The sequence below is a fragment of the Nocardiopsis sp. TRM 82005 genome (assembly GCF_056312425.1).
In genome coordinates, this window is the sequence record NZ_JBWDTQ010000022.1 from 84,419 (window position 1) to 106,886 (window position 22,468).

The 22,468-nt window shown below is 70.9% G+C and carries 19 protein-coding genes; 16 read left to right on the forward strand and 3 right to left on the reverse strand.

Annotation, left to right across the window (positions count from 1 at the left end):
• Window positions 1-66: 66 nt before the first annotated feature.
• Complete coding sequence (gene metF, locus AC0T5L_RS18240) at window positions 67-930, forward strand: methylenetetrahydrofolate reductase [NAD(P)H] (protein WP_476166706.1); 864 nt, start codon at window positions 67-69, stop codon at window positions 928-930.
• On the opposite strand, the gene AC0T5L_RS18245 is transcribed toward metF, so the two are convergent.
• Both AC0T5L_RS18245 and bldD read right to left on the reverse strand, forming a co-directional pair.
• Window positions 842-1,456 (reverse strand): GNAT family N-acetyltransferase, encoded by a 615-nt coding sequence (locus AC0T5L_RS18245; RefSeq protein WP_476166697.1) that lies wholly within the window; start codon window positions 1,454-1,456, stop codon window positions 842-844. The genes metF and AC0T5L_RS18245 overlap by 89 nt on opposite strands.
• 292 nt (window positions 1,457-1,748) lie before the next feature.
• A complete protein-coding gene (gene bldD / locus AC0T5L_RS18250; protein WP_476166696.1) occupies window positions 1,749-2,243 on the reverse strand; it encodes a transcriptional regulator BldD in 495 nt (164 codons plus the stop codon).
• Between the two features lie 500 nt (window positions 2,244-2,743).
• Between bldD and pyrR the strand changes: the two genes are divergently transcribed.
• The 14 genes from pyrR (at window position 2,744) to AC0T5L_RS18320 (ending at window position 19,906) form a co-directional block, all read left to right on the forward strand.
• Window positions 2,744-3,463: a bifunctional pyr operon transcriptional regulator/uracil phosphoribosyltransferase PyrR gene (gene pyrR / locus AC0T5L_RS18255; RefSeq protein WP_476166695.1), complete on the forward strand. Its 720-nt coding sequence runs from the start codon at window positions 2,744-2,746 to the stop codon at window positions 3,461-3,463.
• The gene (locus AC0T5L_RS18260; RefSeq protein WP_476166694.1) at window positions 3,463-4,371 is read left to right on the forward strand and encodes an aspartate carbamoyltransferase catalytic subunit; all 909 of its coding nucleotides are present in this window, start codon (window positions 3,463-3,465) and stop codon (window positions 4,369-4,371) included. Before pyrR ends, AC0T5L_RS18260 begins: the two co-directional genes overlap by 1 nt.
• 283 nt (window positions 4,372-4,654) lie before the next feature.
• Complete coding sequence (locus tag AC0T5L_RS18265) at window positions 4,655-5,956, forward strand: dihydroorotase (RefSeq protein WP_476166693.1); 1,302 nt, start codon at window positions 4,655-4,657, stop codon at window positions 5,954-5,956.
• Window positions 5,957-6,006: 50 nt separating this feature from the next.
• The gene (gene carA, locus AC0T5L_RS18270; RefSeq protein ID WP_476166705.1) at window positions 6,007-7,149 is read left to right on the forward strand and encodes a glutamine-hydrolyzing carbamoyl-phosphate synthase small subunit; all 1,143 of its coding nucleotides are present in this window, start codon (window positions 6,007-6,009) and stop codon (window positions 7,147-7,149) included.
• Between the two features lie 17 nt (window positions 7,150-7,166).
• Entirely contained in the window at window positions 7,167-10,469 is a 3,303-nt protein-coding gene (carB, locus tag AC0T5L_RS18275; RefSeq protein WP_476166692.1) for a carbamoyl-phosphate synthase large subunit, read from the forward strand.
• 257 nt (window positions 10,470-10,726) lie between these two features.
• The gene (locus AC0T5L_RS18280; RefSeq protein WP_476166691.1) at window positions 10,727-11,626 is read left to right on the forward strand and encodes a dihydroorotate dehydrogenase electron transfer subunit; all 900 of its coding nucleotides are present in this window, start codon (window positions 10,727-10,729) and stop codon (window positions 11,624-11,626) included.
• 214 nt (window positions 11,627-11,840) lie between these two features.
• The gene (locus AC0T5L_RS18285; RefSeq protein ID WP_476166690.1) at window positions 11,841-12,782 is read left to right on the forward strand and encodes a dihydroorotate dehydrogenase; all 942 of its coding nucleotides are present in this window, start codon (window positions 11,841-11,843) and stop codon (window positions 12,780-12,782) included.
• Between the two features lie 317 nt (window positions 12,783-13,099).
• Window positions 13,100-13,807, forward strand: coding sequence for an orotidine-5'-phosphate decarboxylase (gene pyrF, locus AC0T5L_RS18290; RefSeq protein WP_476166689.1), 708 nt, complete (start codon window positions 13,100-13,102; stop codon window positions 13,805-13,807).
• Between the two features lie 409 nt (window positions 13,808-14,216).
• On the forward strand, window positions 14,217-14,540 hold the full coding sequence (mihF, locus tag AC0T5L_RS18295; protein WP_476166688.1) for an integration host factor, actinobacterial type: 324 nt from the start codon (window positions 14,217-14,219) through the stop codon (window positions 14,538-14,540).
• Between the two features lie 346 nt (window positions 14,541-14,886).
• Window positions 14,887-15,474, forward strand: a complete 588-nt coding sequence (gmk, locus tag AC0T5L_RS18300; protein ID WP_476166687.1) for a guanylate kinase — start codon at window positions 14,887-14,889, stop codon at window positions 15,472-15,474.
• Window positions 15,475-15,604: 130 nt separating this feature from the next.
• Window positions 15,605-15,871, forward strand: coding sequence for a DNA-directed RNA polymerase subunit omega (gene rpoZ / locus AC0T5L_RS18305; protein WP_211716102.1), 267 nt, complete (start codon window positions 15,605-15,607; stop codon window positions 15,869-15,871).
• 431 nt (window positions 15,872-16,302) lie between these two features.
• Window positions 16,303-17,493 (forward strand): bifunctional phosphopantothenoylcysteine decarboxylase/phosphopantothenate--cysteine ligase CoaBC, encoded by a 1,191-nt coding sequence (gene coaBC, locus AC0T5L_RS18310; RefSeq protein ID WP_476166704.1) that lies wholly within the window; start codon window positions 16,303-16,305, stop codon window positions 17,491-17,493.
• A 277-nt stretch (window positions 17,494-17,770) separates the two neighbouring features.
• A complete protein-coding gene (gene metK / locus AC0T5L_RS18315) occupies window positions 17,771-18,964 on the forward strand; it encodes a methionine adenosyltransferase (protein WP_476166686.1) in 1,194 nt (397 codons plus the stop codon).
• A gap of 177 nt (window positions 18,965-19,141) precedes the next feature.
• A complete protein-coding gene (locus AC0T5L_RS18320) occupies window positions 19,142-19,906 on the forward strand; it encodes a hypothetical protein (protein WP_476166685.1) in 765 nt (254 codons plus the stop codon).
• Window positions 19,907-20,037: 131 nt separating this feature from the next.
• Here AC0T5L_RS18320 and AC0T5L_RS18325 read toward each other — a convergent pair whose 3' ends face one another.
• Window positions 20,038-21,270 (reverse strand): DUF349 domain-containing protein, encoded by a 1,233-nt coding sequence (locus AC0T5L_RS18325; protein ID WP_476166684.1) that lies wholly within the window; start codon window positions 21,268-21,270, stop codon window positions 20,038-20,040.
• Between the two features lie 452 nt (window positions 21,271-21,722).
• Here AC0T5L_RS18325 and AC0T5L_RS18330 point away from each other — a divergent pair, with 452 nt between their 5' ends.
• The gene (locus tag AC0T5L_RS18330; protein ID WP_476166683.1) at window positions 21,723-22,400 is read left to right on the forward strand and encodes an MBL fold metallo-hydrolase; all 678 of its coding nucleotides are present in this window, start codon (window positions 21,723-21,725) and stop codon (window positions 22,398-22,400) included.
• Window positions 22,401-22,468: the final 68 nt, after the last annotated feature.

Here is a 22,468-nt window from a genome sequence, read left to right on the forward strand (position 1 = left end):
GTGGCGCTCCGAAGCCCGGCCCCCAGGCCGCGTCATATCCGCGAACTCCTCGACGCGGGCGAGCCGATGTTCTCCTTCGAGTTCTTTCCGCCGCGCACACCCCAGTCGCAGGAGCGGCTGTGGCGCGCGATCCGGGAGATCGAGGCCCTCGGCCCCTCCTTCGTCTCGGTCACCTACGGCGCTGGAGGTAGTACGCGCGGGTTGACGGTGGAGACCACCGAACGCATCGCGACCGACACCACCCTGCTGCCGGTCGCGCACATGACCCTGGTCGATCACTCCGTCGCCGAACTGCGCCACCTCGTGGGCCGCCTCGCCGACGCGGGCGTGTCCAACATGCTCGCCGTGCGCGGAGACCCGCCCGGTGACCCCGACGGTGAGTGGGTCCGCCACCCGCAGGGACTGTCCTACGCCGAGGAACTGGTCCGTCTGATCAAGGACAGCGGCGACTTCTGCGTGGGCGTGGCCGCCTTCCCGTTCAAGCACCCGCGCTCGGCCGACGTCGAGACCGACACCGACCACTTCGTCCGCAAGTGCGAGGCGGGCGCCGACTACGCCATCACGCAGATGTTCTTCGACCCCGAGGACTACCTGCGCCTGCGCGACCGAGTGGCCGCGCGCGGCTGCGAGGTACCCATTATCCCCGAGGTCTTCCCGGTGGTGCGCACCTCGTTCATCCCGCGCTCGGAGAAGCTCTCCGGGGCCCCCTTCCCGCGCGACCTGGCCGAGCGGTTCGAGTCCTTCGGCGACGACGCCGAGTCCGTGCGGTCCTTCGGTATCGAGCACGCCCAGCGCATGTGTGAGCGGCTTCTGGCCGAGGGCGCGCCGGGTATCCACTTCATCACCTCGAACCAGTCCACGGCCACCAGGCAGATCTACCAGGAGGTCGCCGGTCACCGGAGCCGTCCAGAGGCAGCCAGGCGGCCATGATCGAGTAGGGCTGACCGGGGCTGCCGGGAAAGGACAGGTCCTCCAGCACCTCGGCGAAGCCGCACGAGCGGTACAGGTGGCGCGCCGCGGAGGGGCCCGAGAGGGTGGACAGCACCGCGGTGCGCTCCGGCCGCCTCCGGCACAGGGCGTGGAGCAGGGACCGGCCCACGCCCTGGTTCTGCGCCTCGGGATGGACGTGTACCTCGGCGATCTCCAGCGGGTCGGACAGGTAGTGGCGCGCCTGCTCGGCCCGCCCGTTCGTGTGCAGTTCCCGCACGACCGTGTCGTGCCACCACTGGCCGGGGTGCCCGTGGAAGGCGTAGGCGAAGCCGACCGGGTGACCCTCGCGCAGGGCCGCCAACGAGCGGAAGCCCGGATGGAAGGCGTGGCTGCTCATGACGGCCGCCCGCCCGGGCAGCTGCTCCGGGGGCGGGCGCATGGCCGCCTCGTACACCTGGAGCAGCGCGGGGACGGCGTGTGTGAAGGCGGGTGGGGCCAGTTCACGCAGCTCGATATCGGCTACCACGATCCAACCCTAGCCCCGAACCGCGCGGTCCGTTCGGTTTCGGGGCGAGCCCCCGCGGAGTCCTTGACGGGTCCGGTGGGCTGGGGTTAACTGGACGATGTCGAACAGAGGTTCGATCAGTCTCCGTCGGGCCCCGCCCGGCGGAGGGCGGCGCGGCCGGGTTGGGGAGGGGAAGCCCCACGTCCGGTCGCGCCGCCTCTTCGCGCCCGCCAGTGCCCGGGCGTCCCGAACACGACGAGGACCGGCGCACATGCGCCGGTCCTCGTCGAGCGGGTGCGGTTTCGCGCTTGTTCTAGAAGGCGTCGACCGCGCGGCGTGCCTCGGGGTCGAGGACGCCCCAGTTGATGAGCTCCTCGGTCAGGTCCGCGGGCGACTTGTCGTAGATGACCGCGAGTGAGCGCAGGTCCTCCTGGCGGACGGAGAGCACCCGCCCGTTGTAGTCGCCGCGCTGGCTCTGGATCGTGGCGACGTAGCGCGAGAGCGGACCGGCCTTCTCCTGCGGAAGCTGCTGCATGCGCTCCAGGTCGATGACCAGTTTGGGTGTGGGCCCCAGCGGAGTGGGGGCCGCGCCGCCGGGCAGCAGCTCCGACATCGGCACACCGTAGAAGTCGGCCAGTTCGGCGAGCTTCTGGACGGTGACGGCACGGTCGCCGCGCTCGTAGGAGCCGACCACGACGGCCTTCCAGCGTCCGTGTGACTTCTCTTCCACCCCGTGCAGGGAAAGGCCTTGCTGGGTGCGGATGGCACGCAGCCGCGCACCAAGGGACTTGGCGTATTCGGATGGCATCTTCTTGTCGCTCCCGGCCGTGACGGTGGCTGGCGTGGTGGGGGAGACGTCCGCTCGTACTCGGCGGGCCGCCTATGCGGTCCAGCGGATGGTCACGGGATGCAACCCCACCCGGCAGTGGTTACAGACAGTGACGGTAGGGGGGTCTGCCTTCCAGGTCAAGCCGTTGGTGTGAAACACGGCTAATCGGTGGCCAAACCGTGCGTAAGTGAGGCACCTCTCATGTGCGGACCGAACGGGATGAGTCGTGCGTCACGATGTCCCGAAAAGCCCGCTCCTCCAGGGAATTTCATGTTTCGACCGCTTCGTGGGCGAATCCGCATAGTGACGATACGGCTACATTCAGATGAAAGGATGAGGGTGTGTAATGTGACGAGAGTCACACTGGCAACTTGGGGTCGCTGGCTGCTCCCCAGGGGGTCCTGCCACCGCTGATAGCGTGGATCCGATCGACGTCCTTTAACGACCTGTTCAGTGAGGCAGGGAAGGGAGTCACTACTTTGCGTGCGCAAAAACCGACCACGGGTGATGCCGGTGGCGGTGTTTACCAGCTGCCCGAGGGCACACGCGCCGTCCTCGACGGCAATGAGATCAACCGGGCGCTGACCCGCATCGCCCACGAGGTGCTCGAACGCACCAAGGGCGGCCAGGACGTCACCCTCCTGGGTATTCCCTCGCGCGGGGTACCGCTCGCCCAGCGCCTGGCACGGCGCATCGAACGCGTGGAGGACCTTATCGTCCCCGCGGGCTCGCTCGACATCACCATGTACCGCGACGACCTGCGCTCCGCCCCTGTCCGGGCTCTGGGCAGGACCGAAGTCCCCGCGGGCGGGATCGACGACCGCGTCGTCGTCCTGGTCGACGACGTCCTCTTCTCCGGTCGCACGGTCCGCGCGGCCCTCGACGCCCTCGGCGACCTGGGCCGCCCCCGCTCCGTCCAGCTCGCCGTCCTCGTCGACCGGGGCCACCGCGAACTGCCCATCCGCGCTGACTACGTGGGCAAGAACCTGCCCACGTCCCTGCGCGAGAGCGTCACCGTGTGCCTGGACGAGACCGACGAACACGACGCGGTGCTTCTCGGGCCCGCCCACCCGTCACCCTCCACCACCCTCAACCGTCGGCCTGCGGCCGAGGAGTCTCCCTCTTCGTCACCCTCCACCACCCTCAACCGTCGGCCTGCGGCCGAGGAGTCTCCCTCCACGACAGAGGGGAACGACTGATGCGCCACCTGCTCTCCGCCGGCGACCTGTCCCGTGACGAGGCCACCCTCGTGCTGGACACCGCCGCCGAGCTCGCCCAGGTCGGCGACCGCTCCGTCAAGAAGCTCCCCACCCTGCGCGGACGCACCGTGGTCAACCTCTTCTACGAGGACTCCACCCGCACCCGCACCTCCTTCGAGCTGGCCGCCAAGCGCCTGTCCGCGGACGTCATCAACTTCTCCGCCAAGGGCTCCAGCGTCTCCAAGGGCGAGAGCCTCAAGGACACCGCGCTGACCTTGCAGGCCATGGGCGCCGACGGCGTCGTCATCCGGCACAGCGCCTCCGGTGCCGCGCACCGACTGGCGAACTGGGTCGACGGCTCCGTCCTCAACGCGGGCGACGGCACCCACGAGCACCCCACCCAGGCCCTGCTGGACGCCTTCACCATGCGCTCGCGCCTGGGCCGTCTGGACGGACTGCGTGTGGCCATCGTCGGCGACATCCTGCACAGCCGTGTCGCCCGCTCCAACGTGCTGCTGCTCACCACCCTGGGCGCGCACGTCACCCTGGTCGCGCCGCCCACCCTGGTGCCGGTCTCGGTGCACACCTGGACGTGTGAGGTCTCCTACGACCTCGACGCCGTCCTGCCCAAGTCCGACGTGGTCATGATGCTGCGCGTGCAGGCCGAACGCATGCACGAGTCCTTCTTTCCCTCCGTGCGCGAGTACAGCCGCAACTACGGGCTGGACGGCGAACGCCTGTCCCGCATGCCCGGGGACGCCATCGTGATGCACCCCGGCCCCATGGTCCGCGGCATGGAGATCTCCGCTGAGGTCGCCGACTCGCCCCGGTGCACCGTCACCGAGCAGGTCGCCAACGGCGTCAGCCTGCGCATGGCCGTGCTCTACCTGCTGCTCGGCGGCTCCTGACAGTGCTCGCTTCCGGGCGCCGCCTCGCTTTTGCGGCTCGTCACCCGCCACCACCCTCGGCGGAGGCCGCGCGAGGCTCCTGCGGGGGCCGGGAGCCAGAGAGACCGGGAACCCCCGGGACCTCAGGTGCGATGGACCCCATCCCGCGATCGCGTCCGCGTTCCCGCCAAGGCCGGACGGCGCCCGAACCGAGCAGCCGCGCCCCGCACCGGGTGGGTACGCCCCGGTGCCCGGCGCCCACGAACCCCTCCCCATTCGAGAACACGAGGAAGCCAACAACGCGATGCCCGACACCAACGGACCGCACCTGATCCGCGGCGCCAGCCCTCTCGGCGGCGACCCCGTCGACCTGCTCCTGGCCGACGGCCGGATCGCCGCGATCGGCCGGGACCTCGACGCCCCCGCCGACGCCGAGACCGTCGACGCCTCCGGCCTGGTAGTCCTGCCGGGACTGGTGGACCTGCACACCCACCTGCGCGAACCCGGCCGTGAGGACGCCGAGACCGTCGCCACCGGCTCCCGCTCCGCGGCCATGGGCGGCTACACCGCCGTCCACGCCATGGCCAACACCGACCCGGTCGCCGATACCGCCGGGGTCGTCGAACAGGTCTGGCGCCTGGGCCGCGAGGCCGGGTACTGCGACGTGCGCCCCGTCGGCGCCGTCACCGTCGGACTGGCCGGGAAGCAGCTCTCCGAGATCGGCGCCATGGCCGATTCGGCCGCAGAGGTCCGGGTCTTCTCCGACGACGGCATCTGCGTCTCCGACGCCCTGCTCATGCGCCGCGCCCTGGAGTACGTCAAGGCCTTCGACGGAGTCGTCGCCCAGCACGCCCAGGAACCCCGCCTGACGCAGGGCGCGCAGATGAACGAGGGCTGCGTCTCCGACCGCCTCGGCCTGCCGGGCTGGCCCGCGGTCGCCGAGGAGGCGATCATCGCCCGCGACTGCCTGCTCGCCCAGCACGTGGGCTCGCGCCTGCACGTGTGCCACGTCTCCACGAGGGGATCGGTCGACATCCTCCGCTGGGCCAAGGCCCGCGGCTGCGACGTCACCGCCGAGGTCACCCCCCACCACCTGCTCCTGACCGACGAGCTGGTGGAGAGCTACGATCCCGTCTACAAGGTCAATCCGCCCCTGCGCACCGCGGAGGACGTCCATGCGCTGCGCGAGGGCCTGGCCGACGGCACGATCGACGTCGTCGCCACCGACCACGCCCCCCACCCCGTGGAGGCCAAGGAGACCGAGTGGTCCACCGCCGCCATGGGGATGGTCGGCCTGGAGACCGCGTTGGCCGTCGTGCAGCGCACCATGGTCGACACCGGCCTACTCACCTGGGCCGACGTCGCCGACCGCATGTCCGCGGCCCCGGCCCGCATCGGCCGCGCCCATGACCACGGCCGCGGCCTCGCCGTGGGTGAGGACGCCAACGTGGTCCTGTACGACCCGGCGGCGCCCGTGGAGGCCGACGGGACGGCCATGGTCACCAAGAGCAGCAACACCCCGTTCCGGGGCATGACCCTGCCCGGCCGGGTGCGCGCCACGTTCCTGCGTGGTGCCCCGACCGTCCTGGAGGGGAAGATTCAGTGAGCACAACAGTGAACGCCCAGGCCAGCCCTGGCGAGGAGGAGGGGGCGAACGTGTCCGAGACAACCGGCGGACCGGCGATTCTGGTACTCGAGGACGGACGCGTGTTCCACGGCCGTTCCTTCGGCGCCACCGGTGAGACCTTCGGCGAGGCGGTCTTCAACACCGGCATGACCGGCTACCAGGAGACCCTCACCGACCCCTCCTACCACCGCCAGATCGTGGCGATGACCGCACCGCACATCGGCAACACCGGCGTCAACGACGACGACCCCGAGTCCGGCCGCATCTGGGTGGCCGGGTACGTCGTGCGCGAGCCCGCCCGCATCCCCTCCAACTGGCGCGCCCAGCGCACCCTGGACGAGGAACTGCGCCGCCAGGAGGTGGTCGGCATCGCCCTCACCGGTACCCGCGCCCTGACCCGCCACCTGCGCGACAGAGGTGCCATGCGCGCCGCCATCAGCACCACCGAGGCCGATCCGCGGGCGCTGCTGGCCCGTGTGCGCCAGCAGCCGTCCATGGCCGGTGCCGAGCTGGCCGCTGAGGTGAGCACCGGGGATTCCTACGAGATCCTGCCGCCCGAAGGGGTTCCGACCCGCTTCCACGTCGCCGCCGTCGACCTCGGCATCAAGGCCATGACCCCCCAGCGCCTGGCCGAGCGCGGTTGCAGGGTCACCGTGTTGCCCGCCACGGCCACCGCCGAGGACATCCTCGCGCTGGACCCGGACGGGGTGTTCTTCAGCAACGGCCCCGGCGACCCGGCCACCGCCGACGCCCCCGTCGCCGCTATGCGCGGGGTCCTGGACGCGGGCAGACCGCTCTTCGGCATCTGCTTCGGCAACCAGATCCTGGGGCGGGCCCTGGACCTGGGCACCTACAAGCTGCCCTTCGGGCACCGGGGCGTCAACCAGCCGGTGATCGACACCCGCTCCGGCCGGGTCGCCATCACCAGCCAGAACCACGGCTTCGCCGTCGACGCTCCCCTCGACGCTCCCTTCGACACCCTCTACGGCCAGGCCGAGGTCAGCCACATCGGCCTCAACGACCAGGTGGTCGAAGGCCTGCGGCTGCTGGACCGGCCCGCGTTCAGCGTCCAGTTCCACCCCGAGGCCGCCGCCGGCCCCCACGACGCCGCCGAGCTCTTCGACGCGTTCGTCGACCTGATGTCCGCCCAGCCCGCACCGGCTGCCAAGTAAGCAAGAGGGAACAGAGCATGCCGCGCCGTAGTGACCTTTCATCCGTCCTCGTGATCGGCTCCGGCCCGATCGTGATCGGGCAGGCGGCCGAGTTCGACTACTCGGGTACCCAGGCCTGCCGTGTCCTGCGGGCCGAGGGCCTCAGGGTCATCCTGGTCAACTCCAACCCGGCCACGATCATGACCGACCCGGAGATCGCCGACGCCACCTACGTCGAGCCGATCACCACCGAGATGATCGAGAAGATCATCGCCAAGGAGCGCCCCGACGCGCTCCTGCCCACTCTGGGCGGGCAGACCGCGCTCAACGCCGCCATCGACCTGCACGAGTCGGGCATCCTGGACAAGTACGGCGTCGAGCTCATCGGCGCCAACGTCGAGGCCATCCAGTCCGGTGAGGACCGCGAGAGCTTCAAGGGCATCGTGGAGAGCATCGGCGGCGAGTCCGCCCGCTCGCGTATCTGCCACACCCTGGACGAGTGCCTGGCCGCCGCCGAGGAGCTCGACTACCCCGTCGTCGTGCGCCCCTCCTTCACCATGGGCGGCGCGGGATCGGGCTTCGCGCACAACGAGACCGAGCTGCGGCGCATGGCCGGCCAGGGGCTGGCGCTCTCCCCGACCACCGAGGTGCTCCTGGAGGAGTCCATCCTCGGCTGGAAGGAGTACGAGCTGGAGCTGATGCGCGACACCAACGACAACGTCGTGGTCGTGTGCTCCATCGAGAACCTCGACCCCATGGGCGTGCACACCGGTGACTCCATCACCGTCGCCCCCGCCATGACCCTCACCGACCGCGAGTACCAGAAGCTGCGCGACGTCGGTATCGCGGTCATCCGCGAGGTCGGAGTGGACACCGGCGGCTGCAACATCCAGTTCGCCGTCCACCCCACCACCGGCCGGATCATCGTCATCGAGATGAACCCGCGCGTGTCCCGCTCCTCGGCGCTGGCCTCCAAGGCCACCGGCTTCCCGATCGCCAAGATCGCCGCGAAGCTCGCCGTCGGCTACACCCTGGACGAGATCCCCAACGACATCACCAGGAAGACCCCGGCCAGTTTCGAGCCCACGCTCGACTACGTGGTCGTCAAGGTGCCCCGCTTCGCCTTCGAGAAGTTCCCCGGCGCCGACCCCGCACTGACCACCACCATGAAGTCGGTCGGCGAGGCCATGGCCATCGGCCGGTCCTTCCCCGAGGCACTCCAGAAGGCCATGCGCTCCCTGGAGAAGTCGGGCGTCGGCCTGACCTGGGAGGGCGTGCCCGACGACAAGGACGCGCTGCTGAGCCGGGCCGCCGTCCCCACCGAGCGCCGCCTGCGCCAGGTCCAGCAGGCCCTGCGCGCCGGGGCCACCGTCGAGGAGCTCCACGAGGCCACCCGGATCGATCCCTGGTTCCTGGACCAGATGCTGCGCCTGGAGGAGATGGCCCGCGTCCTGGCCGACGCGCCCAAGCTCGGGGCCGACCTGCTGCGCGAGGCCAAGGGACTGGGCTTCTCCGACGACCAGATCGGCCAGATCACCGGTAAGAGCGAGGACGTGGTCCGCGAACTGCGCCACGCCCTGGACATCCGCCCCGTCTACCTGACCGTGGACACCTGCGCAGCCGAGTTCGAGGCCCAGACGCCCTACCTGTACTCCAGCTACGACGAGGAGACCGAGGTCCCCGAGGGCGACAGGCCCAAGATCATCATCCTGGGCTCGGGACCCAACCGCATCGGTCAGGGCGTGGAGTTCGACTACTCCTGCGTCCACGCCTCCTTCGCGCTCTCCGACGCCGGGTACGAGACCGTGATGGTCAACTGCAACCCCGAGACCGTCTCCACCGACTACGACACCAGCGACCGGCTCTACTTCGAGCCGCTCACCCTGGAGGACGTGCTGGAGGTCGTGCGCGCCGAGCAGGCCGCCGGACCGGTCGCCGGGGTCATCGTCCAACTGGGCGGCCAGACCCCGCTGGGGCTGGCCCGCCGCCTCAAGGAGGCCGGGGCGCCCATCATCGGCACCAGCCCCGAGGCCATCGACCTGGCCGAGGACCGCGGTGAGTTCGGCAAGGTCCTGGCCGATGCCGGCCTGCCCGCGCCCAAGTACGGCACCGCCCACTCCTTCGCCGAGGCCAAGGTCGCCGCCGACGAGATCGGCTACCCCGTCATGGTCCGCCCCTCCTACGTGCTGGGCGGCCGGGGCATGGAGATCGTCTACAGCGAGGCGATGCTCGCCGACTACATCGAGCGCAACGCCGAGGTCAGCCCCGAGCACCCGGTGCTGATCGACCGCTTCCTCGACGACGCCATCGAGATCGACGTCGACGCGCTCTACGACGGCCGCGACCTGTACCTGGGCGGCGTCATGGAGCACATCGAGGAGGCCGGGATCCACTCCGGCGACTCGGCGTGCACCCTGCCCTCCATCACGCTGGGGCGCGAGGACATCGAGCGCATCCGCTACTCCACCGAGGCCATCGCCAAGGGCACCGGGGTGCGCGGTCTGCTCAACGTCCAGTACGCGCTCGCCTCCGGCGTGCTCAACGTGCTGGAGGCCAACCCGCGCGCCTCGCGCACCGTGCCGTTCGTGTCCAAGGCCACCGCGGTGCCGCTGGCCAAGGCCGCCGCCCGCGTCATGGCCGGGAGCACCGTCGCCGAACTACGCGAGGAGGGCTTGCTGCCCGCCAGCGGTGACGGCGGCGACCTGCCCGTCGACGCCCCGGTGTCGGTCAAGGAGGCCGTGCTGCCCTTCAACCGGTTCATCGACAAGGAGGGCGAGGGCGTCGACACCATCCTCGGCCCCGAGATGCGCTCCACGGGCGAGGTCATGGGCCTGGACACCGAGTTCGGCTCCGCCTACGCCAAGTCGCAGCTGGCCGTCAACGGCTCCCTGCCCGCACGGGGCCGGGTGTTCGTCTCCGTGGCCAACCGTGACAAGCGCTCGATGATCTTCCCGGTCAAGCGCCTGGCCGACCTCGGCTTCGAGATCCTGGCCACCGAGGGCACCGCCGTGGTGCTGCGCCGCAACGGCGTGCACTCCACGGTGGTGCGCAAACACAGCGAGGGCAGCGGTCCCGCCGGGGAACCGACCATCGTGCAGCTCATCCACTCCGGGGGCGTCGACCTCATCGTCAACACGCCGTTCGGCAGCGCCGGCCAGGCCGGTCCGCGCCTGGACGGGTACGAGATCCGCACCGCGGCCGTGGTGCGTGGCGTGCCCAGCGTGACCACCGTGCAGGGCCTGGCCGCCGCGGTGCAGGCGATCGAGGCACGGGTGCGCGGCGCCGTCGGCGTGCGCTCCCTCCAGGAGCACGCGCAGACCCTCACCGCCAGCCGCGCCTGAGCTGTGCCTGCTTTCGGGCTCCGCTTCGCCCGCCACCCCTGACGGGCGCCCGCGGCGAGGTCCCCTCGTCGTTCGGGCTACCCGGTGGCCGGGCCGTTCGGGCCCGAGGCCGTGGGCGGGGGCGCTGTGGAAGGTGTGTCCACGGCGCCCCCGCCGATACGGTTGTCGCACAGGGCAACTCAGGAATCCAGAGGGGGGAGGACGGCGTCCCGCCGACGTCCCGGTCCGCGGTACCGGGGCAGGGACGCCATGACCTGATGAGCGACAACGGACCGGTGCAGGCCAGGTGCCCCGTGCTGAACGTGCGCAGGGTGGACGCCTACTACGCCATCACCGTGGTCGCCCCGGGCATCGCCGAGCGCTTTCGCTCCGGGCAGTTCGTGTCGGTGGCGGTCGGCGGCGACCACTCCAGCACCCTGCTGCGCCGTCCCTTCGCCATCCACGACGTCAAGCCCGACTACGGCGGCACCGTCGAGTTCCTGTTCTCGGTGCGCGGTACCGGTACCGCCTGGTTGTCGGAGCGAAGATCACGCGACCTGGTGGACGTGGTCGGCCCGCTGGGCCGCCCCTTCCCGCTGCCGCGCGAACCGGTCAACTGCGTGCTCGTGGGCGGCGGTTCGGGCAGCGCTCCGCTGTTTCCGCTCGCCCAGTCGCTGCGCAGGCGCGGCTGCCGGGTGGACTTCGTGCTGGGAGCCGCATCCGCCGACCGGGTGTTCAGCGCCATCACCGCCCGCCGCATCGCCGAGACGGCCGCCTTCACCACCGAGGACGGCTCCTTCGGCACACGCGGACGGGTCACCGACGTCCTGGGCCGGGTGATCGAGGAATGCCGCTCCGACGCCGTCTACACCTGCGGACCCATGCCCATGCTGCACGCGGTCACCGACGTGGCGGGCGGCCACGGCATCCCCGTCCAGGTGGCGGTGGAGGAGACCATGGCCTGCGGTACCGGGATCTGCATGACCTGTGTCATCCCGGTGGTGGGGGAGGACGGCATCACCCGCATGGTCCGCTCGTGCGTGGACGGCCCGGTCTTCCGAGGCGAGCAGGTGCGCTTCGACGACGTGGGGACGATCCCCTTCGACGCCCTGGGCGCGCCAGGCTGGAAGGGCTCCAGCGCGGCCCGCGCCGCCGAGTCGGCACGCGACATCGCCTGAGGCGCCGACCCCGACAAGGATTCGAACGCGCGGCCGAGGAACGGGACGGCGTGCGGGCCCCGGCCCCGGGGATCCCGCTCCGCCCCGGACACCGCGGCCCCCGCACCCGGGCCGGCCCTCCCGGCCACGGCCGGACAGACCCGCCCGTACCTGTGGACGACCCGGACCGAAGCGCCTCCGGGCCGCCGACCAGCACCCGAGAGCAGAAGGAAACGTGAACGCAGACCTCAGGACCCGGCTGGGCGGCTGGGAGCTGCCCAACCCGGTGGTCACCGCGGCCGGATGCGCCGGATCGGGCCGCGAACTGGCTCAGTTCCTCGACATCGCATCGATCGGCGCCGTCACCACCAAGTCGGTGATGTTGGAGCCCCACGCCGGACGGCCCGCCCCCCGCATGGCGGAGACGCCCAGCGGGATGCTCAGCACGACCGGCATGCAGGGCCCGGGGGTGGACGTGTTCCTCCAGCGGGACCTGCCCTGGCTGCTCTCCCGGGGCGGACGAGCCGTCGTGTCCGTCGCCGGCGCGGGCGTGGGCGAGTTCGGTGAGCTGGCCAGGCGTGTCTCGGCCGCGGACGGGGTCAGCGCGATCGAGGTCAACCTCTCCTGCCCCGACCCCTCCGACCCCGCCGGGCGCCGTTTCGCGGACGACCCCACCCGGGCCGCGGCGGTGGTGGGGACGGTTCGTTCCCACACCCGCTCCGGGCTGCCGGTGCTGGCCAAGCTGGCGGCCGACGTCCCCGATGTGGTGGAACTGGCGAACGCGTGCGTGGAGGCACGCGCGGACGGGCTTTCCATGGTCAACACGATGCGCGGCATGGCCGTGGACGTCCGCACCTTGCGCCCGGCGGTGGCCGGGGGGATGGGCGGGCTGTCCGGTCCGGCCATCCGCCCGCTCGCGGTGGGGTGCGTCTACCGCGTGCACGAGGCGCTGCCGGACGTGCCCATCGTCGGGATGGGAGGGATCCGCACGGGCACCGACGCGCTGGGGTTCATGGCGGCCGGGGCCAGCGCGGTGGCGGTCGGCACGACCAACTTCTCCGACCCCTCGGCGTGCGCGCGCGTGCTCCGGGAACTCAGCGAGCTGCTGGACGCGCGGGGCGTCGCCAGGGCCACCGACGTCGTGGGCGCCGCCCACCGAACGGGAGCAGGGGTATGACACAGCGGGCACACGGCACGTGGGGGCGCTGACCGGCCTGAATGGCCTTGAAATGGCTCTGTGCGACCAAACGCGTGCATTTGGTCCCCATTCATTGCCCAGGTGGTGAGATCCGTCTGGGGCCATCTGAGCCGCCGTTACGGGGAAGTGACACGGGTGGGGCGCATGAAGCGCCTCATCCGGGGAACCGCACACCTTGATGGTGTGCACATGACAGTGAACGTGCATCGTCCGGTGCTTCGGTAAGCACGTCCGTAAGTACATCCGTGCGTTGCATGCGCCGACCCGGTCGGCCGCACACGATTGGAGATACCGACATGACCGCGCCTTCCGCGCCCATCGCCGTCGCACTCGACGCCAAGGATCTTGAGACCGCGGCCACCTGGGCCTCGGCGGTCGCGCCGCACGTGAGCACGGTCAAGGTGGGCTTGGAGCTGTACCTGCGCTACGGGCCCGACGTGGTCAGCGCGGTGCGCGGTGCCAGCAGGCTGGGGGTCTTCCTCGATCTGAAGCTGCACGACATCCCGGCCACGGTCGCCGGTGCCGCGCGCAGCGTCGCAGGCCTGAAGCCCTCGATCCTCACGGTGCACGCCGGCGGAGGGGCGGACATGGTCCGTGCGGCGGCCGAGGCCGCCCCGGAGACCGAGATCGCCGCCGTGACGGTGCTCACCTCGATGGGCGAGGCGGACCTGGAGCAGGTGGGGCTGCTCGGTCCGGCCCGCGACGCGGTGCGGCGCCTGGCGGTGCTGGCGGTGGGGGCCGGGGCCCGTGCCCTGGTGTGCTCACCGCGGGAGGTGGCTCTTGTGCGAGCCGAGGTGGGCCCGGACATCACCCTCATCACGCCGGGCGTGCGCCCGGCTGGGGCGGACAAGGGTGACCAGTCGCGGGTGTCGACCCCGGAGGAGGCCATCGAGGCGGGGGCGGACCTGCTGGTCATCGGCCGCCCCATCACCAGGGCGCCGGACCCCGGATCGGCGGCGGCCTCCCTCGCGGCGGCCGTGCGCCGGGCCGGGGTTCGCGTCTAGGCAAGCGAAGGAGGACGGGGCTTCGGGAGCACTCTTCGACGGTGCGGGGAAGCGTGGGGCGAAGGGATCGACGGATCCGAGTGACGAACTGTCGCAACGGGTCGGATAAACCTGATTATGTATCGCAGATGGTCGCTAATTAGGCATGTCCGAAACTCGGAACTCACTGCCTAGAGTGACCCGGGTCACCCCTGTGTGACCTGCACAGGTGACACGCTTGGTGCTTCGCTCAACCGGGACTAAGGTCCTGATTTTCGTCTCTGTTAGCAATTGATTGGTTACTCTAAGTAGTTAGTTCGACGAAAAAGCCTCTGAAAGGGCACTTTACGTTGCCTAACAGGGGTCAGACCTACTAACTTGCGCAGGCGTCCGCCCTCTACAAACGAGTAGAAATCCGAGGTGACCCGGCGTGGCCCTTCCTCCCCTGACACCCGAACAGCGCACCGCGGCTCTGGAGAAGGCCGCCAAGGCCAGAAAAGAGCGTGCGGAGGTCAAGAACAAACTGAAGAACGGCGGTATCTCGCTGTCCGAGGTCCTCTCTGACGGACTCAAGGACGACGTCATCGGAAAGATGAAGGTTTCGGCACTGCTCGAATCCCTTCCCGGCGTCGGTAAGGTCCGGGCCAAGCAGATCATGGAGCGGCTCAACATCGCCGAGTCGCGCCGTGTCCGCGGTCTGGGAACCAACCAGCGCTCCGCCCTCGAGGCCGAGTTCGGCGACCTCACCAAGTAGCACCACGCAGTACCGCGGTACCAGGTGGCACCAACAGCACCTGGACGCCGCCGGCCCGCCGCGTCCCCCACAGTCGCGGCGGAGACCGCGCCGCATCGGCGGCCGACCTCCGGTGAGCTTCTACCGGGCCGCGGCCGGTGGACGGGTGGCCCCAGGTCACGGCCGTCCGCCGCGCCGCGGCCCGGTGGTATAAAGGGAACTTCCCGCGACCGTACGCGGACACCCGCACACCAGCCGCCCGCACGGCGACGGCGCCCGGACCGAACCAGGTCCCCGGTGCGCGACGCGAGGGCCTCGGCCCCGCCGCCCCGTGGCGGACAGGCCCGAAGGGAAGCCTGGAACACACATGCCCGATCCCGGATCCCATTCCCACCCGGCCCGGAAACGGCTGACCGTCCTCTCCGGACCGTCTGGTGTGGGAAAGAGCACGGTGGTCGCCCACCTGCGACGTGAGAACCCCGAAGTGTGGCTCTCGGTCTCGGTCACCACCCGCAAGCCCCGCCCGGGCGAGCAGGACGGCGTCCAGTACTACTTCGTCACCGACGAGGAGTTCGACCGCCTCGTCACCGACGGCCAGCTCCTGGAATGGGCCCAGTTCGCGGGCAACCGCTACGGCACCCCGCGCCGCCCCGTCGAGGAGCGCCTCCAGGCCGGACTCCCCGTCCTGTTGGAGATCGAGCTCCAGGGCGCCCGTCAGGTCCGCGAGTCGATGCCCGACGCCCTGCACGTCTTCCTCGCCCCGCCCTCCTGGGAGGAGCTGGTGCGCCGCCTCACCGGGCGCGGCACCGAGTCCGACGAGGTCGTCCAGCGGCGCCTGGAGGTGGCCAGGGTCGAGCTGGCCGCCGAGAAGGAGTTCGACACCACGCTCGTCAACACGTCCGTGCAGGAAGTGTGCGAGGAGCTGCTAGCGTTGATCACCGCGCCCAAGGTGTGATAGCGGCCGGGCCCCGCGGCCCGCGCCACCCGCGCCCGCGCCGGGAACCGTCCCGGCGGCGTCCGTAGACCCGACCACCGCGCCGCGGCTCCTCCGTCGAGCCGCGGACCATCTCTGGGGGTAATTCGAAGTGGCTGGTACCGAGCCCGTCGCCGAAGGCATCACCAACCCGCCGATCGACGATCTGCTGGAGCTGGTGGACAGCAAGTACAGCCTGGTCACCATGGCCTCCAAGCGGGCCCGTCAGATCAACGCCTACTACGCCCAGCTCGGCGAAGGCCTGCTGGAGTACGTCGGCCCGCTGGTGGAGACCCAGGTCCAGGAGAAGTCCCTGTCCATCGCTCTGCGCGAGGTCAAGTCGGGCCTGCTCACCGCTGAGCCCTACGAAGGTTCCTGAGGGGCCCGTCACGCACACGGGGCAGAGGGAACCGAGGTTCTCCGCCGTCACCGGCGCCCGTCATCCGTCGTCGGCCCGGTTCCGCACGCGGAACCGGGCCGACGCTCGTGTGCGTGAGGAGGCCCGGCCGGTAGGACTCCCGCCCCTTCGACCCGCCCCCTCGTCGGGGAGCGGGCTTCGGATCACGCTGCTCGGCGCACGGCCGAGTCCTCCACGACCGACATCAGCCGGGCTGGGCCCAGCCCGGAGGAAAGCTCTGACAAGAGCGGAGAAGGACATGCGCGCCTGGTTCCCGCCCCACCACCTCCACCAACGCGTGAACCCACCGCCGGACACCGATCCGCGCCTCGCCGTTCGACAAGGCCCCTTCCGGCCCACAGCCGGAGCGTTCTCCGGGAGACCCGGTGAGTGACACGCGAACCGTTCCCCGGGTGGTCCTCGGCGTCGGCGGGGGCATCGCCGCCTACAAGGCCTGCGAGCTGCTGCGCCGACTCACCGAGACCGGCCACCGGGTCCGGGTCGTGCCCACCGCCGAGGCCCTGCGCTTCGTCGGTGAGCCCACCTGGGCCGCCCTGTCCGGCCAGCCCGTCGCCACCGGTGTGTGGGACCGGGTGCATGAGGTCCCGCACGTGCGCATCGGCCAGGAAGCCGACCTGGTGTTTGTGGCTCCGGCCACCGCCAACATCCTGGCCAGGGCGGCGGCGGGCCTGGCCGAGGACCTGCTCACCAACACCCTGCTCACCGCGCGCTGCCCGGTGGTGTTCGCACCCGCGATGCACACCGAGATGTGGGAGCACCCCGCCACCCAAGCCAACGTGGCCACCCTGCGCGCGCGCGGATCCACGGTCCTCGACCCGGCCGTGGGCCGCCTGACCGGCGCGGACACCGGGCGCGGCCGCCTGCCCGAGCCCTCGGAGCTGTTCGAGGCCGCCCGCCTGGCGCTACGCCGCGGCACCACCGCCCCCGACCTGACCGGCCGGCGCGTGGTCGTCTCCGCGGGCGGCACCCGCGAGGCCATCGACCCGGTCCGCTTCCTCGGCAACCACTCCTCCGGCAAGCAGGGGTACGCCCTGGCGCGTACCGCCGCCGCACGCGGCGCCGACGTGACCCTGGTCGCCGCGAACGTCTCCCTGCCCGACCCGGCCGGCGTGCGCGTCGTACGCGTGGGCTCGGCCGTGGAACTGGCCGAGGCCATGGACGCCGACCGCGTCGGCGCCGACGCGGTCGTGATGAGCGCCGCCGTCGCCGACTTCCGTCCGGTCGCCAGCGCCGCCTCCAAGATCAAGAAGTCGGGTACGGCGCCCGCGCCCATCGAGCTCGCGGAGAACCCCGACATCCTCGCCGGGCTGGTCGCCTCCCGCGACACCGAGCAGCTGGAACAGATCATCGTGGGGTTCGCCGCCGAGACCGACGACGTGATCGCCAACGGCCGCGCCAAACTGGCGCGCAAGGGCTGCGACCTGCTCGTGGTCAACCAGGTCGGTGAGGGGCGCGCGTTCGGTACCGAGGACAATCAGGCCCTCATCCTCGATGCGGAGGGCGCCTCGGTGGACGTGCCCACCGGGCCCAAGGAGGACCTCGCCGACAGGGTCTGGGACCTGGTCCGCCAGCGCCTGGGCTGACCCCGCGCCGACGTGGGCCCGCCACATGGGAACCACGACCGCATCCGGGCCACGCGTGTCCGAGGACTGGATTCCTACCGCCGAGTACGCCACACTTCGAACGGGCGCCCGCGTCCCCCGCGGCGCCCAGCGGGGTGGCCGAGGGGTGCCCGTTCCCACCACTCCCGTTACAGTGGACCAATAACCAACCCCGTCGGTCGGTATTGGGCCCCGGCGCGCAGCCGGGAACCGCCGCCGACGCATGTCAGCCAGCAGCCGCTGCAAGGAGTCACGCAACGTGTCCCGCCGCCTTTTCACCTCCGAGTCGGTCACCGAAGGCCATCCCGACAAGATGGCCGACCAGATCAGTGACGCGATCCTCGACGCGATGCTCACCCAGGACCCGTGTAGCCGGGTCGCGGTCGAGACGCTGATCACCACTGGTCAGGTCCACATCGCGGGTGAGGTCACCACTCAGACCTACGTCGACATCCCCGCCATCGTGCGCGAGAAGATCCTCGAGATCGGCTACGACTCCTCCGCGAAGGGGTTCGACGGTGACTCCTGCGGGGTCAACGTCTCCATCGACGCCCAGTCCCCGGACATCGCCCAGGGCGTCGACACCGCCTACGAGGCACGCGTTGGGAACGAGGACGACGCCCTCAACCAGCAGGGCGCCGGCGACCAGGGCCTGATGTTCGGCTACGCCAACCGTGAGACCCCCGAGCTGATGCCCCTGCCGATCAAGCTGGCGCACGCTCTCTCCGAGCGCCTGGCCGGGGTCCGCCGCAACGGCACGGTGCCCTACCTGCGCCCGGACGGCAAGACGCAGGTCACCGTCGAGTACGAGGGCCAGACCCCGATTCGCCTGGACACCGTCGTGGTCTCCAGCCAGCACTCCGCGGACATCCACCTCGACGAGATGCTCGCTCCCGACATCCGCGAGCACGTCATCGAGCCGGTCGTGTCCGCCTACGGCCTGGAGGCCGACGACTACCGCCTCCTGGTCAACCCGACCGGCCGCTTCGAGATCGGCGGTCCCATGGGCGACGCCGGCCTGACCGGCCGCAAGATCATCGTGGACACCTACGGCGGCTACGCCCGCCACGGCGGCGGAGCCTTCTCCGGCAAGGACCCGTCGAAGGTGGACCGCTCGGCCGCCTACGCCACCCGTTGGGTCGCCAAGAACATCGTCGCCGCCGAGCTCGCCGAGCGTGCCGAGGTCCAGGTCGCCTACGCCATCGGCAAGGCCCACCCGGTCGGTGTGTTCATCGAGACCTTCGGCACCGAGAGGGTCGCCCCGGAGCTGATCGAGAAGGCGGTCAAGGAGGTCTTCGACCTGCGTCCGGCCGCCATCGTGCGCGATCTGGACCTGTTGCGTCCGATGTACTCCAAGACGGCCGCCTACGGCCACTTCGGCCGTGAGCTGCCCGAGTTCACCTGGGAGAGCACCGAGCGCGCCGCCGCGCTGCGGTCCTTCGTGGGAGCCTGAACCAGCGCTCCACCCGCGCCCGCCTCCGACGCGGGCACCGGGGGCGGACGGCCCGAGCGGCCGTCCGCCCCCGACGCGTGTTCCGGGTCTCTCCGCATGGCGTACGAACAAAATGAATACTGCGTGTTATTCCGTATATACGCATTGTTATTACTGTGCTCGTACGTGGAGGGGATCATGGCCGCAGCAACCGTGGTGTCAGCGCTGGGACTGGCGACCCTGATCGCCCTGCCCGGCACCCATCTCGCATCCGGCCAGCCGGGAAAGGCGGCGGGGGAGGCCGTGCCCGGCACGGACAGCCTGCACGTGGACCTGGAGGCCCATACCGACGAGGAGCGGCTGGGCCCGGGTGACCAGATCCAGTACACGATCCGGGTGCGCAACTCCGGAACCGAACCCCTACCCGAGGCCCAGGCCGTACAGTTCCTGCCGCCGACGATGCGCCACGTCCCCGCCTCGCCCGGTGCCGAGGCGGGGGAGGGGCGGGTGACGTGGCCGCTGTCCCTGGAACCGGGGGAGCAGAGGAGTATGCGGGTCACCGGCGAGATCACCGGGGTCCGCGACGGGGACGCGCACCCGGTCACCACGGTGTGCGCGCGCCCCGAACCCGGAGCGGTCCTGGTCTCCTGCGACGCCGCCGTGCACCGGGTCCACGAGGCGCTGCCGCTGGTGTGGGTGGTCACGGCTCTGGCGTTCTCCGCCTCCGTGGCACTGTGTCTCGGCGGCATGGTGCGTCACCGGAACGCGCAGAGCCAGGAGCCCGGCAGCGGTGGGGCGCGGACCGAACGGAAGGTCAGCCACGTGCTCGCGGCGGAACCCAGGGTCGGACCCGAGCCCGAGCCCGAGCCCGAGCCCGAGCTTCGGCCCATGCCCCGACCGGTGCCCGGACTGCGTGTGGAGGCGCCCCCGGAGAGGGCCGTCGAACTCGACGCCCAGCCCTAGACAGCACTCCACCGCCCCCAACGGCGCCCGAGAGGCGGTGTTCACGCGGCAGGCCCCGCAGAGGTGGTAGCGCACACGACGGGCCGCGTCCCCGGGGGAGCCCGGATTCGGGGACGCGGCCCGTCAGCGGCTCAGCTCAGCTCGTTGAGCGCCTTCTCCGCCTCGGCCAGCCACGAGCGGCGGGCCTCCAGCGCGTCCTCGTGCTCCTTGGCGCGACGGGTGTCACCGCTCGCCCGGGCCTTGTCCAGCTTGGCCTCCAGGCCGCTGATGGCCGACGCCAGCTGGGAGACCGTGTCCTCGGCGCGGGCCCGCGCCTCGGGGCTGGTGCGCTCCCACTCGGCCTCCTCGGCCCGGCGTACGCCGTCCTCGATCTGCCGGAAGGCGCCCTCCAGTTGGTCGCGCACATCACGCGGCAGCTCGCCGGCCTCCTCCCATGCCTCCTGGAAGCCGCGCAGTCGGGCACGCGCCCGGCGGGGGTCGGAGATGGCGGGGATCTCCGCCTTGGCCTCGGCCAGGATGCGCTCCTTGGCCTCGGCGTTGACCCGCAACTCGGCGTCGCGCTCGGCGAAGGTGGCGTTGCGCGCGTCGAAGAAGGTGTCCTGGGCGGTCTTGAAACGCGCCCACAGCTTGTCCTCACTGGCTCTGTCCGCGCGGCCGCTTCTCTTCCACCGCTGCATCAGGTCGCGGTAGGCGCGGGCTGTGGGCCCCCAGTCGGTGGAGTTCGCCAGCGCCTCGGCCTCCACCACGATGCGCTCCTTCTCCACGCGCACCACCTCGCGTTCCTGGTCCAGGTTGGCGAAGTAGGCCTTGCGCCGCTTGGAGAAGGAGTTGCGCGCCGCCGACATGCGCTTCCACAGCGCCTGCTCGGTGGGGCGGTCGGCCCGCGGAGCCTTCTTCCACTCCTCGATGAGCTGTAGCATCCGCTCGCCGCCGGACTTCCAGTGCGTCGTCTCCACCGCGACCCGCTCGGCCTCGGCGACGATGCGCTCCTTGATCTCCCGGGCCTGGCCGCGAGCCTGCTCCTGGGCCTGCTTCTGCTCGACCTTGCGCTCCTCGGCGCGGTCAGCCAGAGAGTCCAGGCGCTTCATCAGCGCGTCCAGGTCACCGACCGCGCTCGCATCCCGTACGGAGCCGCGCAGCTTGTCGATGCTCGCCATCGCGGCGGAGGCGGACAGGTCGGTGCTGCGGAGCCGCTTTTCCAGCAGCTCCACCTCGGTGACCAGGGCGTCGTATTTGCGGTGGAAGAATGCCAGGGCTTCCTCCGGCGCCCCCGCCTGCCACGATCCGACGACCCGTTCGCCTTCGCTCGTGCGCACGTAGACCGTGCCGTCGTCGTCTACGCGGCCCCAAGGGTCCGTGGTCACCGTGTCCTCCTGCTGTCATGAGCCCGGCCGTGGGACGGGTTCGGGTCGTCGCGTCGTGTCCTCGCCGGTTCGTGATGGGAACCACCGTGCTCAGCACGATATCCATACGATTCGACGGTGGGCGCCGCGCCGTGGTTCACGTCTACGCAGATCATGGGTGTCCGCGCGTCCTCGGGCGTCAGGCCGGGAGCCCTCCCGCCCAGCAGAGGCGCAGGCAGAGGCCTCGGCGTATACCAAGGACGGTGACCAATATGGCATTACCACGCGGTTTGGCAAAGAGGCCAGCCGCTGGCGGTGATCGAATGGTGATCAAACACGTTCCGCACTTCGGCGATCGGGTCGCTGCTCCCTCCGCGTCTCGGTAGGCTCTGAAGACGGGTGGTCCGCGTGTCCGGCCTGCGGACCCACCGCCCACGACCGCGCACCCGACCGAGGACAGGACGACACCCGCCGTGCTCATCGCCGCACTTCCCACCGGGCCCCTCGCCGCGAACTGCTACGTGCTCGCACCGGCCCCCGACGGCGAGTGCGTCATCGTCGACCCGGGCCAGGAGGCCACCGAGCAGGTCGACAAGGCCCTGTCCGAGCACAGGCTGACCCCCGTCGCGGTGCTGCTCACCCACGGCCACTTCGACCACGTGTGGTCGGCCGCCGAGATCGGTGGGCAGCACGGTGTTCCCGTCCATCTGCACGCCGCCGACCGCGGCCTGCTCACCGAGCCCGCCTCCGGGGTCGACCCCGGCTTCGCGGCGCAGCTGTCCGCGCTCCTGGGCCCGGGCCCGCACACCGAACCCGAGGACCTCGTGGAGGTCTCCGGAGGCGACACCCTCACCCTGGCCGGACTGGACTTCGGGGTCGAGCACACCCCCGGTCACACCCCCGGCTCGGTCGTCTACACGGTGACCACCGGGGACGGCGTCCCCGTGATGTTCGCAGGGGACCTGGTCTTCGCCGGATCCATCGGCCGCACCGACTTCCCCGGCGGCGACCACACCGCCATGCTGGCCAGCCTCGCCAGCGCGGTGCTGGGCCGCCCCGACGACACCCAGGTCCTGCCCGGCCACGGTCCCGCCACCACGGTCGGGCGCGAGCGCGCCACCAATCCCTACCTGCGCGATATCACCAGCTGAACCGTTGGCCACGGCCGTCGCGGCGAACCAGCTTGCCCGGCAGACGGGCTCACGGCGCCGGGGCCCGC

Excerpts from the sequence above, each read along its gene's own strand:
- metF (WP_476166706.1), top strand. The coding sequence starts at position 67 with ATGTTCTCCTTCGAGTTCTTTCCGCCGCGCACACCCCAGTCGCAGGAG.
- bldD (WP_476166696.1), bottom strand. The coding sequence starts at position 2,243 with ATGCCATCCGAATACGCCAAGTCCCTTGGTGCGCGGCTGCGTGCCATC.
- AC0T5L_RS18260 (WP_476166694.1), top strand. The coding sequence starts at position 3,463 with ATGCGCCACCTGCTCTCCGCCGGCGACCTGTCCCGTGACGAGGCCACC.
- AC0T5L_RS18265 (WP_476166693.1), top strand. The coding sequence starts at position 4,655 with ATGCCCGACACCAACGGACCGCACCTGATCCGCGGCGCCAGCCCTCTC.
- carB (WP_476166692.1), top strand. The coding sequence starts at position 7,167 with ATGCCGCGCCGTAGTGACCTTTCATCCGTCCTCGTGATCGGCTCCGGC.
- AC0T5L_RS18280 (WP_476166691.1), top strand. The coding sequence starts at position 10,727 with ATGAGCGACAACGGACCGGTGCAGGCCAGGTGCCCCGTGCTGAACGTG.
- pyrF (WP_476166689.1), top strand. The coding sequence starts at position 13,100 with ATGACCGCGCCTTCCGCGCCCATCGCCGTCGCACTCGACGCCAAGGAT.
- gmk (WP_476166687.1), top strand. The coding sequence starts at position 14,887 with ATGCCCGATCCCGGATCCCATTCCCACCCGGCCCGGAAACGGCTGACC.
- AC0T5L_RS18320 (WP_476166685.1), top strand. The coding sequence starts at position 19,142 with ATGGCCGCAGCAACCGTGGTGTCAGCGCTGGGACTGGCGACCCTGATC.